Here is a 17,098-nt window from a genome sequence, read left to right as displayed (position 1 = left end):
CAAGATCCTCAGCGTCCTACTGACAGACGGGCTCACAGCGCCAAGACGAGACGACGACATCCGGACGGCCCAGCCCGATTTTCACCCCGCTCGGGGTCGCGCCGCCAGGCACGCGGACTACTGACAGGGGTGCCGCGCTGCGCCGGCCGGCACCCCTGGCACACCCGCGCCAGCCCGGATGGAGCGGCCGGCACCGCACGACCCTCGATCGGGTACCCGCCCGTCATCGGTACCCGTCGGCTTGGGCGCGGTACATCCGGGCATACACCCCCGCCCGGCTCATCAGCTCGTCGTGACTGCCGGACTCGACCAGCCTGCCGCTGTCCAGGACAAGGATCAGGTCCGCGACCCGCACCGTGGAGAACCTGTGCGTGACCAGCATGGTGATCCGGCCGTCCGCGGCTCCGGTCGCGGCTAGTTTGGCGTATGTCCGGAAGATGTCGTCCTCGGCCTGCGCGTCGAGGCTCGCAGTCGGCTCGTCCAGCAACAGCAGGAGCGGATCCCGACGCATCGCGGACCGGCCGAGTGCCACGCGCTGCCACTGCCCGCCGGACAGACCCACCCCATCCGGGAACACCGCGCCCAGCGGTGTGTCCAGACCGGCGGGAAGCTCTCGCTCAAGCCCGCCGTACCCGCACCGGTCGAGGGCCGCGCGCACCCGCGCAAGGTCGTCGAGGACGGCGAGGTCACCGACTCCGACCGACTCCCGGGCCCGCAGCTCGAACCGGGCGAAGTCCTGGAATCCGCCGGTGAGCCGGTCGCGCCAGGCGTCGGTCGGGATCTCGCGCAGGTCGGTCCCGTCCACCGCGATGCCGCCGCTACTCGGCTCGTACAGCTTGCAGAGCAGCTTGACCAACGTGGACTTGCCCGCTCCGTTGTGCCCGACCAGCGCGACGACCGAGCCCGCCGGGATACGCGCGGTGACGCCGCTCAGGGCGGGCCGCTCGGCGCCGGGATAGCGGAAGGTCACGCTCTGCAGCTCGATGCCGTCCAACACCGCGGCCGGCGCGGACCGGTGCGATACCTCAGGCGATGCCTCCACGGCGGCCCGCTCCGGGTACTCCGCCAGCCAGTGGTGCCGACCGGCGGCGACGGCCAGCCGGTACAGCCGGGTGGTGGCCAGCACACTGCTGCCGGTCAGCATGTACGCCTGCTGGCCGGCGGCGTACACCAGCAGCAGATCGCCAAGGGTGGCCCGTCCCCTGGGCACCAGCAGCGCGACGAAGGCCAGCGCGGCCAGGAATCCCAGGCTCACCGCGAGCAGCCCGAGGCTGCGTCCCAACGCCGCTCCGGTCTCGGCCGCCACCCGACGGCCCACCACCGACCGCCACAGGGCCGCATGTCGGCGCAGCAGCTCGCCCGGAAGCTGGAAGACGCGCAGTTCGGCGCCGGCCGCAGGGTCCAGCGCGAGGGTGAACTGCGCCGCCGCGAGCCGCTCGTCGCCGGACGTGGCCACTTCGACCCGCTCCGCGCCTCGCTGGTACCAGGCCCCGACGAGGAACGCGACGACGGCCAGCACCGGCAGCCCGAGCAGTACCGGATGTACGGTTGCCAGCAGCCCGGCCGCGACCGTGGTCTGCAGCAGTAGGCAGGCCGACCAGGCCGCCGCGTCGACGCACCGGGAGAGGCAGTCCGGCTCGGCGCGGACCAGGGCCAGCGTGTCCTGATATGCGGGTGACTCGACGCCGTCCAGCCGTTGCACCCGGGCTGTCGCCCGGATCAGCGCACGCTGTGCGGTGATGTCCATCGCGTCGCGGACGTCGTAGAGCGCGAGGGCGCCCACGTTGGACATCCCCATTGCCAGCACCCAGGACGCGGCCAGCGCCACCGCGGCGAGGGCCGCGGGCCCGGCCCCACCGTCGAGCACCGCCTCGATGACGTACTTCGACCACAACGGGAACGAGCCGCCCACGACGCCGGAGCCGACGATCAGCCCGGCGCCCAGGAGCAACCTGCGACGATCCGTCCGAGCGGCCGTGGCGAGCGCCAGGCGCAACCCGGCACCGGCCCGGCTCATCGTGCGCCTCCGTCGGTCGCGCCGGCCGGGGTATGGAAGTAGGACGCCTGCAACCGGAACATCCGCCGGTACCGGGTGTCGTCGGTCATCAGTTCCTCGTGCGAGCCCGCCTCGACGATCCGCCCCTCGTCCAGCACGACGATGCGTTCGGCGTGCCGCACCGTGGACAGCCGGTGCGAGATGAGCACCGGCGTGGTATGCCCGGCCAGCATGAGGAACAGCTCGAAGAACTCGGTCTCGCCCGGGACGTCGAGGCTGGCGGTGGGCTCGTCGAGGATCAGCATCCGGGCTCCGTGATCCACGGCGAAGAGCGCGCGGGCCAACGCGACGCGCTGCCACTGCCCGCCGGACAGGTCCGCACCACCCGGGTGGTCGGCGGAGAGCACGGTGTCCAGCCCGTGCGGCAGCGCCCGGAGCGCGTCGAGTACGCCGGCGCGCTGGGCCGCGCTGGTGACCCCGGCACGGTCGGCGAGATGCTCGACCGCGCCGAAGGCGATGTTCTCGGCTGCGGTGGCCCGGTACCGCAGGAAGCTCTGGAAGATCGCCGAGGTGTGTCGCCGCAGATCCTCCGCGGCGTCGGGGCGTGCGGCACCGTCGAGCAGAATCTGCCCGCGGACCGGCCGGTACAACCCGCACAGCAGCTTGGCCAGCGTCGTCTTCCCGGCGCCGTTGGAACCGACGATCGCCAACGAGTGACCGTACGGGATGTCGAGGTTGACGCCGTCGAGCACCGCGCCGGCGGAACCTGGGTAACCGAACCCGACGTCCACCAGCCGGACGCCATGCGGCCGGTTCTCCGGGGTCCCGTCGCTCTCGACCGGAGAAGCACCGGTCGTGACCAGGGCGCCGCCCACCCCTGGGGTGCCTGGGAGGTCCGGGGGGCCGGCCCCGACCGCCACGCCGGGGCCGGCGCCACCGCTGTCAGCCCGGTCGGCGGTGGCCGTCCGGCGCTCCAGCGCTTCCAGCACCGGCACCAACCGGGTACCGAACTCGATGTCGAAGTCCCACGCCTCGAAGAACCGGCCGATGCCGAGAGCCAGGAAGCAGGCCGTGATGAGCATGGCCAGCCGGCCGATGCTGAGCTGCCCCTGCGCGCCGGCCCGGGCGAGCAGGGCCAATGCGACGGCGGCGGCCACGAAGCCCAGTCCGTAGACGGCGGCGACCCGAGGCACGGCCAGCCGTCGACGCTCCAGCCGCAGCGGTGCGACCCCGGCTTGCGCGCTGTCGTCGAACCGGTCGGCGAGCCAGGTGCCGAGGCCGAACAACCGGACCTCCTTGGCGTACCCGAGGTCCTGCGCGACGGCGGCGTAGTACCGGGCGACCGTGCGTTCGCCGGCGCCCTCCATCGACGCGGCGGCCAACGCCATGCAACGGGACCGGAAGGTGAACCGGACGCACAGGCCAGCGGCGAGCAGCAGGCCCGCCAGCGACCAGGAGAAGGTCGCCAGCAGGGCGACCGCGAGGAACGCGGTCAGATACTCGGCCAGCACGAAGACCACGCCGGCGGCGGCCGCGCCCGGCGTACCGGACTGCTGCGTGAGCGCGCCCAACTCGCCCAGCCAGGCCCGGGTCTCCGCCTCGACCAGAAACTCGGTACGACCGCCACGCAGCGCCGCCGCCATGGCGCGCTGTCGCATCACCGCGTTCACCTCGCCGACGATGAGCTGCCGCAGTGGCGCGTGCATCGCGGTGCTCAACTCCTGGATGGTGAAGAGTCCGGCGAGCACCGCCAGCACCACCATCAAGTCACCGGCGTCGAGCCGGTCACCGGGCGTACGGACGATCCGGTCGACGAAGACGCCGGCGGTGACAGCGAACGCCGCGGGTGCGGTCGCGCGCAGCAGCAGGTAGCCCACCGCGGCCGACGTGGGTCGCCATCCCGTGCTGGTCAGGTACCCCAACGCCCGGTGCCGGTCCCGCACCGCGGCCAGGCCGGCCGCCGCCCGGTGCGCCACTCTGTTCACGGCCGGCCCGGCCCGTCGCCCGCCGCGTCCGGGTCGTCGATGACGTACGTGGCGATTTTCGGCCGTTCCTTGTTGAGCAGCAGCATGCGCATCAGCGAGGTGCCGACCTGCTCGATTCCCATCGCCTCGTGCAGGGCGTCGAGCGACTCCCAGCGAGTGTGGATCACCGCTTCGACCACATCGGACGCGTCGTCGGCCAGTTCGATGAGCGCATGCGCCTGGTAGGGCCGCGGGCCGGTAGCCAGTGCGGGCAGGAACTCGTCGTAGTAGATCTTCTTCACCGCGTCGAGGTTGTCCCGCTCGATGAGGCTGGTGAACGAGCGCACGTAGCGGTATCGGGGAGCTGTGGTCCCGCTCATGGATGTTCCCTTCCGTCCGTCCAGGTCCTTACCCCTCGGCCGGGTCGCACCCGACCCGGTGGAGCGCGCCGGGTCACCGGCATCTGACGATCGGTCGCCACTCGGGGCGTCGCGGGCGGCACGGTACGCGTCCCTGTCCGCGCTGCCGGTCGTCATCGTTGTCGCGGCCCTGGCCAGGCTCTGGTCCAGCCGCCGAAGCCACCACCCGTCCCCCAACTCGGCGAACCGGGCGCGGGCATCCGCCAGGTAGGCGTCGGCCCGCTCCGTCCCGCCGCCGGGGACCTGCGCCAGGCAGAACAGGTTCACCGCGACCCAGTGCTCCTCGCCGAGGCGGGTGAACCCGACCAGACTCTCCAGGAGCAGCCGGCGTGCCTGGCCGGTGCGGCCCGCAGCCAGCTCGGTGAGGCCCAGGTGAAGCCCGGCCACCACCGGCTGGTGCGGTCGCCCGACCGCCCGCAGTTGCTCGGCGCTGGCGCGCAGCAGCGCCGCCGCGAGGTGCAGGTCCCCGCGCAGCCGCTCGGTGATGGCCAGGTGCAGCGTCGCGACAGCGGCGCCCGGCGGGTCACCGGCCACGGTGGCCAACCGCCGGCTCGCCCGGAGCAGCCGACTCGCCTGGTGGAGGTGTCCGAGATGGCGTCGCGCCACACCGAGGTTGCGTAGGGCGTACGACAGGCCCCGACGGTCGCCCAGGCGCTGGTAGGCCAGGGCCGCCGCACGCAGCGGTACCACCGCCTCGGAGAAGCGGCGCCGGTCCCGCGCCGCCGCACCGTACCCCGCCTGCGCCGCGGCCCGCAGCGCCGACTGGCCACGCCGGGCCGCGAGCCTGCCGGCCCGCCGGTAGTACCGGACAGCGCGTTCGGGTCGGCCCGAGGACCGCAGGTCGCCGGCCCGGGCGAGGAGCCACGCCACCCGGGCCGGCGACGAGGGCACCAGACCAATTGACGCCTTTGATATATTTCGTGGTCCCGTGCGTCGCTCGCCCCGATACGAAGGGTACTGATCCCCAGCATGAGCATCGACGATCTGCGACAGTCGCTCATCGACACCCTGGACCGGCTCGGCGTCGTGGACGACCCTGACATTCGCCAGGCCTTCGCGCGCGTCCCTCGCGAGTTGTTTCTGCCCGGCGTACCGGCCGAGGTGGTGTTCCTCAACGAGGCGGTGCCGGTGAAGTTCGGCGGTGCCCGGATCATGAGTTCGTCCTCGCAGCCGTCGATGATGGCCATCATGCTGGGCCAACTCGACGTACGGCCCGGTCATCGCGTCCTGGAGATCGGCACCGGCAGCGGCTACAACGCGGCGCTGCTGGACACGCTGGTCGGGGCCGAGGGACGGGTGGTGACCATCGACATCGAGCCCGACCTGGTCGCCGCTGCCCGGGAGCACCTGGCCCGGGCGGGCCACCGGGCGGTCACCGTCCGGTGCGGTGACGGTGCCCTGGGGTACGCCGAGGCAGCGCCCTACGACCGGATCATCGCCACCGCCGGTGTCTGGGACGTGTATCCCGCGCTGCTCGACCAGCTCGCGGACGGCGGGCGCGTACTGCTGCCGATCTCGGTGCGCGGCAGCCAGCTCTCGGTCGCGTTCGAACGCCACGGCGACCACCTCCGGTCGGTCTCGGTCGAGCAGTGCGGCTTCATGCGGCTGCGAGGTGCGAACGCCGGGCCCGAACACAAGATCGACATCGACCCGGATCGGCGGGTACGACTGCTGGTCCCGGACGAGCGGCCGGTGGATGTCGGCACGGTACGCCGGCTGCTGGACGCGCCGCCGTACGACCAGCCGACGGGCGTGTCGGCCACGCTGCTCGACGTGCACAACGGCCTCGACCTGTGGCTGTCGGTCCACCTCGCGAACCCGGTACGGCTGATCAGCGCCGGATCGCCGGAGGCGGTCGCCGCCGGGCCGGTGCCGTGCATGTACGAGTGGAAGAACCCGCCGTGGCACGAGCGGGTCACCTTCGCCGTCACCGGGGGAACCGACCTCGCGGCGCTCGCCCGGCGACCCGGCGAACCGCTCGACCTGGCCGATCCCACCGTGTTCGAGCTTCTGGTCCGGGCGTTCGGCACGCCCGGCGCCGCGCACCGGCACCTGCTCGGGGCGGTCCACGACTGGCAGGCAGCCGGGCGGCCGGACGTCTCCGGCGTCTCGCTGCGCGCTTACCCGGCCGGCGAGCGACGGCGGCTCGCCGAGGGCGAATTCGAGGTGCCCAAGCATCACAGCGTGCTCGCCCTGACCTGGGTCCCGTCGGCCGCGAGGTCCGTGGCACCGGCCGCGCCGTCGGGTGCCGGCCCGGGGTAGCCGTCCGGTCGATCCCCGGCCAACACCTCGGCCAGCCGGTCGAGCAGCGACGGCCAGGCGGCACTCGTCACATTGGACAGTCCGAGGCGGACGAACGAATCGGCCGACCCGCCCTGCTGGTAAAAGGTCTCCGCTCCCAGCCCGCCGAGGCCCGCCGACACCAGCGAGCGGCGCAGGAGTTCGGCCCGGGGAACCAATACGGCGACGTGCGCACCGCCGGTGGGCGGAACGAACCCGATCGACGCTGCGCGCAGCAGTGCGGTGACCGCGGCCCGACGCGGGTCCAGCCGTTCCCGGCGGTGCCGCTGGATGGCGCCGAACAGGCCTGCGGCGAGCACCGCCGAAACGTCCATCGGCAGTTCGGGGGGTGGAACAGGTGCGCCCGGCCGCAGCAGCCGCGCACGTGACGCGGCCCGGGGCCAGCCCACGATGCCCGCCTTGACCGGCCAGCCGAGGGCTTTCGTCCAGCTCCCCAGGTACACGGTCCGGTCCGGGCACCGGCCGAGCATCTCCGGCGGACCGGAATCGTCCGGGCCGGTGCCGCGAAACGCGTCGTCCTCGACGACCAACACGTCCTCTGATCGGGCATAGCCGGCCAGGTCGTCGAGAAACTCACGGGAGAGCGAGGCGGCGACCGGGTTCGCGTGCACCGGGTTCACCACGAACAGGGCCGGCGGCCTGCAGGGCGGGGTGAAGCCGGCCTCCGCCCACCTGGCCGGCGGCAGCACCACCGAGGTCTCCGCCGCGCCCGCCGGCAGGCTGGCCGCCACCCGCTGGTAGGTCGGAAGGACCGCGCCCCGGCCGTCCGGTGGCACCGCACCCAGCAGGTGGTCCAGCATCCGCCCGGTGCCCGGGGTGTACGCCCAGTCGTGACTGTCGAGGTATCGATCGCCGAACTGCTCGGCGACAAAGTGCCGCAGGTGGCGATGGGCGTCCCGCTCTCCGAGCGGACCGCGGCGACCGACCGCCGTGCCGACGTGTCCGGCGAGCCAGTCGTGCCAGTCGGCCGCGTCGTCGCAGAGATCCATGGGCAGCGGCGACGACGCGGCCCGGCTAGAGGGCGAGTCGCCGGTACGACTCGGCGTAGCTGAAGCCACCGCTCGCTCCAATCTTGCCGAACATCGCGCGCATCCGCTCCACGAACGCCGCCCGGCCGGCCTCGTCCCCCTCGGAGAACCCCATCTCCGTCTCGTACTGGCTGCGGTGGCAGAGAATCGCGTCGAGCTTGGTGTCGAACGACCCGGAGATGTCCTCGATGTGGTCGGGCTCCGGTGCGCCGAACAACCAGAGCTGCGATACGCGCCACGGCGGAAGCCCTTCGTCGGCCAGGTCCCGGCAGAATCGCGGTTCCCTCGCCCGGATCACCGCGCGGAACGCGGCGTCACCGGCCGTCGTGTGGTCCGGGTGCAGGATGTACGGTGCCCACGGGTCGTAGGTCAGAACCACGTCGGGCCGGGCGTCGCGGATCACCCGCACCAGCCACTCGATCACCCGTTCGTCGGCCCGGAGCAGGCCGTCGATCTCCCCCAGTTCTCGCACATCGCGGTAGCCGACCCGGGCCGCGGCCGCACGCTGCTCGGTACGCCGCAGCGCAGCCACCTCGTCGTCCGACAGGGACAGGTCATGGCTGCCCTTGGCGCTGTCGGTCAGCAGGGCCAGGGTTACCGCAGTGCCCTGCCCGCACCATGCGGCCAGGGTTCCGGCGCAGCGGAAGTCGACGTCGTCCGCGTGCGCGGCGACGACCAGGGCCCGCTCGGGGACGTCCGATGCGGTCACCGCGGTCATTCCTCCTCCCCGATCGCTTCGTCGAGGATCGCCATCGCGCGCTCCAGTTGGTCGGCTGTGGTGGTCATCGGGGGCAGCAGGCGCAGAATCTCCGGACGGCCCAGGCACGGGGACAGCAGCAGTCCTCGTTGCACGGCGGTGGTCAGCACGGCCCCGGCCAGCTCGGGCGTGCGCAGCTTCAGTCCCCAGAGCAGGCCCATGCCCCGAACCTCGACCAGCGACGTCGGGTGGTTGTCCCGCAGCTTGCACAGCTCCGCCTCCACCTGGCGGGCCAGCCTGTCTCCGGCCACGGCCAGCTCGGCCACGACGTCGAGCATTGCCGTTCCCGCGGCGCAGCCCAGTGGGTGGCCGCCGAAGGTGGCCACGTGCAGAAACGGATCACGCATGAGCGGTTCGTACACCCGATCGGTGCCGATGAGCGCGGAGAGCGGCAACACGCCGCCCCCCAGGCTCTTGCCGAGCAGCAGCGCGTCGATCGGCAGTCCCAGCCCGATGGCGACGGAGAGCGGTCCGCACCGACCCATGCCGGTCTGTATCTCATCGGCCACCACGAGCGCGCCCGCCTGATGTGCATCGTGCGTCCACCTCCGCAGCGTCTCCGGAGGAAGCACCACGACCCCGTTCTCACCCTGCACGGGCTCGAAGATCAGGGCCGCGACGTCGCCCGCCGCGGCCTCTCGCGCCACCGCCGACCGGTCGTCGACGTCGATGTGCGTCACCCCGGTCAGCAGCGCGCGCACGGGTGCCCGGTAATGGTCGTTCCAGGTCGCCGCGAGCGATCCCATCGTCTTGCCGTGGAAGGCACCGCACACGGCCAGTACGCGGGGCCGGCCGGTGGCCGCACGGACCAGTTTCAGTGCGGCCTCGACCGCATCGGTGCCGTTGAGGCCCAGCCACACCCGGCGCAGGTCCGCCACGCCGACGGCGGCCACCAGCCGTTCGACGTAGCCGGTGGTCACCGGGTTGGCCAGGGTACGGGTGGTGATCGCCTGCGTCTCCAGCTGCGACCGGACCGCGGCGGTCACCCGGGGGTGGCCGTGCCCGACCAGTGGTACCGCATAGCTGCCGAAATCGACGGCGCTGCGTCCATCGGAGAGGGTCACCTCGGCCCCGGAGGCGGCGATCTCGACCGCACCGAGGCCGACCAGCCGCTGCGCCAGCGCCAGCGGTGGAGAGAGGTGCCGTCGGATCACCCCGAACGCCGGGTGGGCCTTGCCCCCGGGCTCCCGCCCGCCATCGGCATCGTCGACGACACGGGCATCCCCGACGACAGCGGCGTCTTGGACAGCACCAGGTCCCGGAGCGGCACCGCGATCCTCGCCCTTCCCGGTGGTCCCCGCGTCGACGCGGCCCGCCCCGGCGTTCACCGCGAGTTCGTGGACGGTGCGGATCAGGGCCGGATCCAACGCGTAGGACACGGTCGGCAGGAAGACCCCGCCGTTGAGGAGCACCGCGTCCCCGGCCGGGGTGGCGACCACCCCGAGCGCCGCGCACCCTGGCACCAGCGGGGTGACCTGCCCGGATACGCCGACCACCCGGTCTTCGTCGTGCTCGGGCGCCAGCAGCCGGACCGCCGAGGGCAGCGGCACCAGCCGCACGCAGGTCCACGGGTTGAGGTCGTCCGGAACCCGGATCGGGCGGTCGTCGGAGGCACCACCCAGCCGCAACGTCAACCGATGCCGGTAGTACCCGGCCGCGGTGCGGGTCATTCGCACGGTGTCTGCCGGCGAGACCCGCAGCCCGGTAGCGGCGGCGTGCGCGACCGTCACCAGCCAGCGCCGGTTCCAGACCCATCCGGTACGGGAGGGCGCCGGCTCCCACGCCGCTCGGAACCGCAGCCCGCGTACGGTCTCCGCCTGGGCGTCGGTCAGCGAGAACCACTCCCTGAGCTGCCTCAGCATGTTGTTGAAGAAGCCGGCCAGCCCGATCTCGCGTACCCGGGCGCGAACGGTGTCCCAGTCGAAGCCACTGTCGGCGACGGCGAGGTAGAGGTCGTTGAGATCCTTCAGCGTCATGAAGTAGTCGCCGGCGGCGTTGGCCACCAACATCGGCATGTTCTGCAGGGTGTCGAGGCGGTGCAGTCCCGGACCGACCGTTCCCGGGTTCAGTCGCAACAGGCCGCAGTGGCGCACCGAGTATCCGCCGTAGTGGACATCCACCGCCACCCGGCCGTCGGCGACCTCGCGTTCCAGCAGGAACTGCCCGTACAGGTGGCCCGACCGGGTCGACTTGATCCACGGCAACTCGTGCTCGGCCATCCGGTACCCGGCGTCGGTCAGTTCGCCGGCCAGCGCGACGGCTTCCGCGGTGTCGGGTACCCACAGGTCGAAGTCGCCGATGTCCCGGTCGTACGGCTCGGGATAGCAGGCCCGGGAAGCCATGCCTTTGATCAGGAAGGCCCGGGCCCCACTGCGCGCCACCAGGTCGGTGAGGTGGGGCAGTTCCACGTCGAGGTTACGGTTCACCAGCCGTCGATGCTCCGCCGATCGGGCCAGCCCGTCGGCGAGCGCCGGCGGGAGGTGGATGCCGGGTTGGGCCAACCGTCGGACGGCGATGGACACCACCTTGTGCCGGCTCAGCCAGTCGAGGACCGTCTCCGCGGGGATGTCGGCCAGCCGACGTGTCGCCTCCGCGATATCGCACCGAGGCGCGAGTGAACCCAGCGACAGGACGGTGGCGAGGTCGTCGGTCGCCGGTCCGCGGACGGTCACGGCGCCCCCGCCGGCTGTCGGGTACGCCGCTCGATGCCGAGCAGCATGTCCTGGCTGTTGTCGTGGATCGCCTTGCGAGCCAGCGGGTCGAGCATGTCGGCGAGCAACGGTATGCCGATCCGGAAGGAGATGAACAGCCGGGCCGAGACGCGACCGTCCTCCAGCGGGCGGACGTGCCAGAACCCTTCGAGGTGCTCCATGTCGCCGTCGATCTGCCGGAAATCCATCCGCCGCCGGTCGTGATCGATGGACTCCTCCTCGGTCCATTCGAGGACGGCGCCCTTGAGCAGGATCGACCAGGAACTTGCCCTCGTGCCCTGCCCGTCGTCGCGGAGGATGCGGGTCTCCAGCACGTTCTCCATGTAGGCGGGGTACGAAGCGACGTCGAGCACCGTCTTCCAGACGGTGTCGACAGAGGCCTGGATCGCCAGGTCGAAATCAACTTCGGGCATCGTCTCTCCAGTCGGCTGCTGTGGCTTCCAGGTGCGCGGCCGGCGATCGGTGCGGGGCCTGGTCGTCGCGCGTTTCCTTCACCAGTAGGCGGGCGGTGTCCAGCGCCCACTCCCCCAGCCGGGTCAGAACGTCGCGCCGCTGCGCTCCGAGGTGCGGGGTGGCGAGCAGGTTGAGGTCCCTGTCGGCCACTGCGGTCGCCGCCCGCAGCTCAGGCAGGTGGTGCGCGTCGACCGGATCGATGAACAGCCCCCGGAGCTGGTCGTCGGCCAGCCGCCGAACCGCGGCCGCGACGTCGACCACATCGAACCGGCCGAGGTTGAGCAGGTACGGCCGGGCGTCCCGTACCCGGTCCAGCCGCCGCGGGCCGAACCAGCCACGGGTCGACGGTCGCGACGGCAGACAGAGTATGTGCGCGTCGCTTGCGGCCAGCGCCGGTTCGACGGCTATCGCGGGCGCGTCGGACGGCAGCGAGGGCCACTGGGCGAAGTGCACCGAACGACACTCGGGGGTGAGCCGACGGGCCACCGCCCGGCCGACCGGACCAGCACCCCAGATCGTGACCGCCAGGTCGGGCAGTGGCTCCCCGACGAAGTCGGACTTGCGCCACTCGCCCCGTTGCAGCAGCGCGGCGGCGATCGGCACCCGTCGTGCGAGGCTGACCAGCCCGGCCAACGCGAGTTCCGCCACGGATTCGGCGGACACGACGGGATTGCGTACCAGGCGCACGCCCCGTCGACGCAGTTCGACCAGGTCGAGGTTTTCGGTGCCGCTGCCGGCACGGATCACGAACGACAGCCTCGGAAACCGGGCGATGAACGGCCGGTCCACCCGGGACTCCGACCGGACCACCAGCCCGACGACATCCGCCGTATCCACCGTGCCGCCGTCGACGTCGGCACCGTCGACGAACCCGTCGTCGGCCCGTACGGCCTTCCGGGCCACCGGCCCGAGGTCGGCGTAGACCGCGACGAGTGGCTCCCCTCCGCTACCTGTCACCGAGCCCGTCCTTCCTGGTCCATGCGGTCCACACCCGGGGCCGTGTCGCGGTGCGCGGGTCGCCAGGGTATGGCGACCCGCGACCCGCCCACGGCGGCCACGTGTCACGGTCAGCCGATCCTGCTGCGATCCCTCAGGTACCTCGACCTCGCGGCAGGGCCAACGGGCGTGACTCAGTTCGGCCGATCCGGCTCAGGACTGCGTCGGCTCGTCCGACGGGCGATCCTCGGTTGGCCAGCCGTCCACGGACACCGCAGCGGTGTGCGCGGTGGTCAGGACGGTCTCCTCGTCGCGCAGCGATGCCACGGCGCGGAGGAACTGCATAGTTTGCTGGGCGTCGTCCATCTGCTGCCTCTCCTTTCAGGTCATCTGTGGTCAGGACTCCGTCGAGTCGTCGGACGGACGGCCCTCGGCCGTCCAGCCGTCGGCCGAGACGGCGGAGGTGTGCGCGGTGCTGAGCACCGCCTCGTCCTCACGCAAGGACTCCACGTCCTCGAGGAAGCGAGTGATCCTACGGTCTTCGGTCATCTGCCTCTCCTTCCGGAAGAGCTTCCCAACACCCGACCCGAGCTGCGGCGTTGCAGCCTGGGTCGGACATCTCTGCGCGCCCCGACGCGCCTGCCGCGCAAGGCCGCGTCCGGTGGCGGTACGAGCCTCACCCGGCGACCCCGGTGGCGGTCCGTGGGCTGCCGACGGTCACCGCGTCCCGGTCCGGGCATCCGCACTGCCCCAGCGACCCCGGCCGCACCTTCCGCGTCCACCCGACCAGGAGGTCGACCGTGGCCGGGAGGGCGTCGAAATAGTCGTCCCAGCCCGCCCGCTCCGCTCGCGCGATGCCGAGGTCCAGGACCGGGTAACTGCGGCCGGACGTGGCGCACCGCAGGTCGGCACGGCCCGCGGTTACCACACACGCCGAGGGCACCCGTCCCTCCGCCTCCGCGGTCACCCGGCACAGGGCCGAGGCGATCCTCGCGTACTCACGACGATCCCGGGGCAGGATTCCAACGGTCGCGCCCACCGGTTGGAGGTCGAGCCCGTCGTACCGGTGGCCCTGGCAGCTGTCGTACGTGACGCAGCCCCAACCGGTGGTAACGACGTCGAGCAGCGGCCAGATGCCTGGCTCGATGCCGGCCCGCCACTGTGGGTGCCGAGGGTCGAGGTCCGGCGCCTCGTGCACGCCGGGCTCGCCCACGCAGTTGACGTTGCCATGCGCGCTGTGCCGCAGTTCGACCGGCTCACGGACGACCCGCGCGTCGTCCCAGCGTGCCAGGAAGGGTGCCACGTCCCGCATCACGTTCGGGAAACGGGGCCGCCACCGTAACCGGCGGCACCAGGCACCCCACGGATCCGCCGGCTGGGCGACCAGTGCGGCCACCCCGTCCACCAGTCGCATCCGGTGATCGCAGTACGCGTCGTCGCTGGCGAACGCCTCCCGATGGCGCAGCCGGGAGGCCACGCACCCGCCTCCGCAGGTGTGGCGGTAGCGGCAGGACACGCACTTGGCCATCAGCCCCTGGCCGTCGGTCAGCAGCGGCAGGCTCCGCTGGCGGTCCACCACCTCGCCCTCGTCGCCCAGCCGTCGCAGGTGCCCGAGCTGTGCGCCCGGCCAGGGCAGTTCGTCGCAGCTGCCGAACCGGCCGTCCGGGTACAGGGTGAACACGTGGTCGCACTTGAGGTTGGAGAAGTGGCAGAAGGTTGTGCCCAGGCCGCGCAGCCGGCGGATCGTCGAGACGGCAGGCTCCAGTTTCATCCGCGCGGACAGACCGCTGCCGATCCAGTGCGCGGTGGCCCGCAGCACGAACTCGCCGTATTCCTCGGGGGTCACCGCCCAGGACGGTGGGGCGGCACCGGACACCGCTGCGAGTTGCAGCTCGCGGCTCCTGGTCGGTCGCTGCCCTACCGGCCTGGTCGCCCGCCGGACGACGGTGTCGAAACACGGGACGAAGCTCAACGAGTTGACCGAAGAGAACCCGGCCAGGTGGTTCATGATGTCCTCGGCACGACCCAGGGACCGCCGCGTCACGGTGGCGATCACGCCGACCGGTCGGGCCCGGTCCGCGAGCATCCGCAGAGCCCTGGCGACCTTCGGGTAGGTCGGCTGCCCGTCGTATCCGACCCGCCACGCGTTGGCGTCGGCGTCGCCGTCCAATGAGACACCCATCGACAGCCCGGGGTAGCGCTCGTCGAACAGGTCGAGCCAATCCTCGTCGAGCAGTACGCCGTTGGTCTGCATTGACACCTTGACTACCGTCGGCTGGCGGCTCAACGCGTCGAGTACGGCGGCCATCATGGGTTTGCCGATCGTCAACGGCTCGCCGCCATGCAGTTCGACGACCAGCGGACGATTCCGGAACAGCCGGGAGAGCTGGTCGATCTGCTCGACGGAGATCCGGGCACCGCCCGGTGCCTCCTTGCGTTTCTCGTAGCAGTACAAACAGTCGATGTCGCACAGTTCCCCGCGGAGTTTGACGATGACCGAGACCGCCGTGTCGGGCGCCGACTCCTCCAGCGACTTATAGAGCGCCTCAATATCCGGGTGCGCAATGCGCCCCATAACGGCCTCCCCCGCCGTATGCCGAGCCGACCCGCGTGGCCGCATTCTCATCGCCGAGCAGGCTGGGCCTCATGATTAGGTCAGAGAATTGAGTGTCGTGCTCGACCGGCTCGCCCCCGTGCCGGGCCGGACTGTTGGTCGCCGGGAATACGTCAGGGATTTCAAGCCACCAGGCCCGGGCGACATCCGATTCAGGCAGGCCGGAGGTGTCCGTCCGTCCTCGGCGCTTCGGATCAGATTATCGTCAAACATCCTGCAGGCTGACGCGACGAGGGCAGAACGGCGGTGATCCCCCGGTCCAAAGCTTCCTCGTCCGTCACGTCCGCGTAACGGCAGCAGACATGACCTGACCTAAGCACATCCATATCGATCCCCCGCTGATCAACGATCGCAATCGTCAAGACTCAATGTCTGCTCAGCAGCAAACCACGGAAATTCTGGTTAGGCAAGCCCTGCCGAGCATGCGACCTTCGCGGTACACTCCTGCAGCAGACCGGTCGAGCAGCCAACAGAACGGGGAGGCGGCGAGAACGGAGGCACGGTTGCAACGATCATCAATCGCCGATACCGCAGGTCGCGGGGCCAACGAGACCTGATCGATCATTGAACGCCCGGTCCACTGTCGACTGGCGATTCGCCTCAGCAGCAGGTGTCGATGGCGACCACCGGCACGGGCACGCGGACCTCCGGATTCGCCGACGCTCCGCCGCGCTCGTCCATACCAGCTGACAGGTGACGGGACTTCGCGTGAGCTGATTCGCCGTCGACTGTCTCCCTCCGGTGACCCATTGGCAGAAGCGCCTCGTGCGGGGTCAGCCACGCTCGGCGAAGACACGACGCGGACGGGTAGGGCCCCCCGTAACGGTCGGTGCGGGAGACGCCCACGGAAGTCACGTCCGTGGCCGACCAGCAGCCAGACGAACGCGCATCATTGCCACTTCGAGAACAGCGCAAACGGGGAAGGAACCGCCGATGAACCTCGATGCCGTATTCGACCTTCCAAGTGTCGAGCACTTTCAGCGCGGACGGGCGGAACGGATCCATGCCCTGCTGGCTGACCACGCCGCTGCCGCGCCTGGCCCTGGCACGCCCCCCGCACCCTCCCCGGAGGGGAGGCTCCCCGGCGGCGGTCCGGAGCTGCCGGGCGACCCGGTCGCGGACGCCCTTGCGCATCACTTCCTGGAAGGTGCCGAACGGGCCGCGCGCCGCAACGACCCAGCGGCATTCGGGTGGTACCGCTCGGCGCCGAAGCGCAGTCACCGGGAGTACCTCGTGGCAACACCGGTGGGCACCCATCTCCTCATCGACCCGTCCGCTGACGAGATGCTGGAAACGGAGATCTCCGACACCCCGATCTGTCTCCTCGGGCCGGACACCCAGCCGCCGTCCGGTCCTGCGCGCGACCTGGTCGTCGAGGCCGTACGGGTGGGCGCCGAGGCGGGGTTCGGAACCCTGCTACACGGATCCGCCCCGGTGATCGTGCTACTCGCCCGACGGTCCCTCGGTGAGGTGCTGACAAGTTGGAGCATCACGCGGCTGCCGGGCACGATCTTCGTCGACCATGTCGACGACCCGACCGTACTCGCCCGCGACATCATCCACGAGGCCGGGCACAACTGGCTCAACGGTGCACTCGCCACCTACGAGATCAAGATCCCGGAGAGCGTCACCTTCCACAGTCCCTGGAAACGCAAGCACCGCCCAGCCTTCGGTTTCATCCACGCCTGCTGGGCGTTCCCGCTCACGGTCATCTTCGCCGATCGGGTGCTGTGCCAGGTCCAGGGCGCCGTCGCCGCCTACCTCGCCGCGTATCTCGACAAACAACGGCCCCTGCTGGCCGCGGCCGAGGACGATCATTCCCGGGCGCTGGACCTCATCGACGAGCCGGACCTGCGGTCGCGTCTCGCCGACGTGTTCGCCGCGGCGCGCGCGCTCTGATGAAGGTCGGCTGCGGGTCC

The 17,098-nt window shown here is 71.3% G+C and carries 13 protein-coding genes; 2 read left to right on the top strand and 11 right to left on the bottom strand.

The window, feature by feature from the left end; translation table 11 throughout:
• Positions 1-223: 223 nt before the first annotated feature.
• From ABNF97_RS31400 to ABNF97_RS31390, 3 genes are read right to left on the bottom strand one after another with little or no spacing between them, the layout of a single operon-like run.
• Positions 224-2,017: an ATP-binding cassette domain-containing protein gene (locus ABNF97_RS31400; RefSeq protein WP_349340735.1), complete on the bottom strand. Its 1,794-nt coding sequence runs from the start codon at positions 2,015-2,017 to the stop codon at positions 224-226.
• Positions 2,014-3,981 carry an ATP-binding cassette domain-containing protein gene (locus ABNF97_RS31395; protein WP_349340734.1) on the bottom strand — a complete coding sequence of 656 codons (1,968 nt, stop codon included), beginning with the start codon at positions 3,979-3,981 and terminating at the stop codon, positions 2,014-2,016. The genes ABNF97_RS31400 and ABNF97_RS31395 overlap by 4 nt, the downstream gene beginning before the upstream one ends.
• A complete protein-coding gene (locus ABNF97_RS31390) occupies positions 3,978-5,270 on the bottom strand; it encodes a hypothetical protein (RefSeq protein WP_349340733.1) in 1,293 nt (430 codons plus the stop codon). Before ABNF97_RS31390 ends, ABNF97_RS31395 begins: the two co-directional genes overlap by 4 nt.
• Before the next feature lie 78 nt (positions 5,271-5,348).
• On the opposite strand from ABNF97_RS31390, the gene fxlM reads away from it, so the two are divergent.
• Positions 5,349-6,641 (top strand): methyltransferase, FxLD system, encoded by a 1,293-nt coding sequence (gene fxlM / locus ABNF97_RS31385; protein WP_349340732.1) that lies wholly within the window; start codon positions 5,349-5,351, stop codon positions 6,639-6,641.
• Here the strand turns inward: fxlM and ABNF97_RS31380 are convergent.
• The 8 genes from ABNF97_RS31380 to ABNF97_RS31345 all read right to left on the bottom strand — a co-directional run bounded on the left by ABNF97_RS31380 (position 6,557) and on the right by ABNF97_RS31345 (position 15,140).
• Complete coding sequence (locus tag ABNF97_RS31380; protein WP_349340731.1) at positions 6,557-7,669, bottom strand: aminotransferase class I/II-fold pyridoxal phosphate-dependent enzyme; 1,113 nt, start codon at positions 7,667-7,669, stop codon at positions 6,557-6,559. The two genes, fxlM and ABNF97_RS31380, sit on opposite strands and share 85 nt — an antisense overlap.
• Positions 7,670-7,694: 25 nt before the next feature.
• Positions 7,695-8,426 (bottom strand): PIG-L family deacetylase, encoded by a 732-nt coding sequence (locus ABNF97_RS31375; RefSeq protein ID WP_130463417.1) that lies wholly within the window; start codon positions 8,424-8,426, stop codon positions 7,695-7,697.
• A complete protein-coding gene (locus ABNF97_RS31370) occupies positions 8,423-11,137 on the bottom strand; it encodes an aminotransferase class III-fold pyridoxal phosphate-dependent enzyme (protein ID WP_349340730.1) in 2,715 nt (904 codons plus the stop codon). The genes ABNF97_RS31375 and ABNF97_RS31370 overlap by 4 nt, the downstream gene beginning before the upstream one ends.
• Entirely contained in the window at positions 11,134-11,589 is a 456-nt protein-coding gene (locus ABNF97_RS31365; protein ID WP_130463419.1) for an SRPBCC family protein, read from the bottom strand. Before ABNF97_RS31365 ends, ABNF97_RS31370 begins: the two co-directional genes overlap by 4 nt.
• Positions 11,576-12,586: an NAD(P)-dependent oxidoreductase gene (locus tag ABNF97_RS31360; RefSeq protein WP_349340729.1), complete on the bottom strand. Its 1,011-nt coding sequence runs from the start codon at positions 12,584-12,586 to the stop codon at positions 11,576-11,578. Before ABNF97_RS31360 ends, ABNF97_RS31365 begins: the two co-directional genes overlap by 14 nt.
• Before the next feature lie 192 nt (positions 12,587-12,778).
• The gene (locus ABNF97_RS31355; RefSeq protein WP_165436758.1) at positions 12,779-12,931 is read right to left on the bottom strand and encodes a hypothetical protein; all 153 of its coding nucleotides are present in this window, start codon (positions 12,929-12,931) and stop codon (positions 12,779-12,781) included.
• Positions 12,932-12,961: 30 nt separating this feature from the next.
• A complete protein-coding gene (locus ABNF97_RS31350; RefSeq protein ID WP_165436759.1) occupies positions 12,962-13,114 on the bottom strand; it encodes a hypothetical protein in 153 nt (50 codons plus the stop codon).
• A 127-nt stretch (positions 13,115-13,241) separates the two neighbouring features.
• Positions 13,242-15,140, bottom strand: coding sequence for a radical SAM/SPASM domain-containing protein (locus ABNF97_RS31345; RefSeq protein WP_349340728.1), 1,899 nt, complete (start codon positions 15,138-15,140; stop codon positions 13,242-13,244).
• A 972-nt stretch (positions 15,141-16,112) separates the two neighbouring features.
• On the opposite strand from ABNF97_RS31345, the gene ABNF97_RS31340 reads away from it, so the two are divergent.
• Positions 16,113-17,078, top strand: coding sequence for an aKG-HExxH-type peptide beta-hydroxylase (locus ABNF97_RS31340; RefSeq protein WP_130463422.1), 966 nt, complete (start codon positions 16,113-16,115; stop codon positions 17,076-17,078).
• The last annotated feature ends 20 nt before the right edge of the window (positions 17,079-17,098 follow it).

Source organism: Plantactinospora sp. B6F1, from assembly GCF_040120695.1.
GTDB lineage: Bacteria > Actinomycetota > Actinomycetes > Mycobacteriales > Micromonosporaceae > Plantactinospora.
The sequence above is the reverse complement of the archived record's forward strand: the minus strand, read 5'-3'. Positions and strand labels throughout refer to the sequence as shown.

Excerpts from the sequence above, each read along its gene's own strand:
- ABNF97_RS31400 (WP_349340735.1), bottom strand. The coding sequence starts at position 2,017 with ATGAGCCGGGCCGGTGCCGGGTTGCGCCTGGCGCTCGCCACGGCCGCT.
- fxlM (WP_349340732.1), top strand. The coding sequence starts at position 5,349 with ATGAGCATCGACGATCTGCGACAGTCGCTCATCGACACCCTGGACCGG.
- ABNF97_RS31380 (WP_349340731.1), bottom strand. The coding sequence starts at position 7,669 with ATGGATCTCTGCGACGACGCGGCCGACTGGCACGACTGGCTCGCCGGA.
- ABNF97_RS31375 (WP_130463417.1), bottom strand. The coding sequence starts at position 8,426 with ATGACCGCGGTGACCGCATCGGACGTCCCCGAGCGGGCCCTGGTCGTC.
- ABNF97_RS31365 (WP_130463419.1), bottom strand. The coding sequence starts at position 11,589 with ATGCCCGAAGTTGATTTCGACCTGGCGATCCAGGCCTCTGTCGACACC.
- ABNF97_RS31355 (WP_165436758.1), bottom strand. The coding sequence starts at position 12,931 with ATGGACGACGCCCAGCAAACTATGCAGTTCCTCCGCGCCGTGGCATCG.
- ABNF97_RS31350 (WP_165436759.1), bottom strand. The coding sequence starts at position 13,114 with ATGACCGAAGACCGTAGGATCACTCGCTTCCTCGAGGACGTGGAGTCC.
- ABNF97_RS31345 (WP_349340728.1), bottom strand. The coding sequence starts at position 15,140 with ATGGGGCGCATTGCGCACCCGGATATTGAGGCGCTCTATAAGTCGCTG.
- ABNF97_RS31340 (WP_130463422.1), top strand. The coding sequence starts at position 16,113 with ATGAACCTCGATGCCGTATTCGACCTTCCAAGTGTCGAGCACTTTCAG.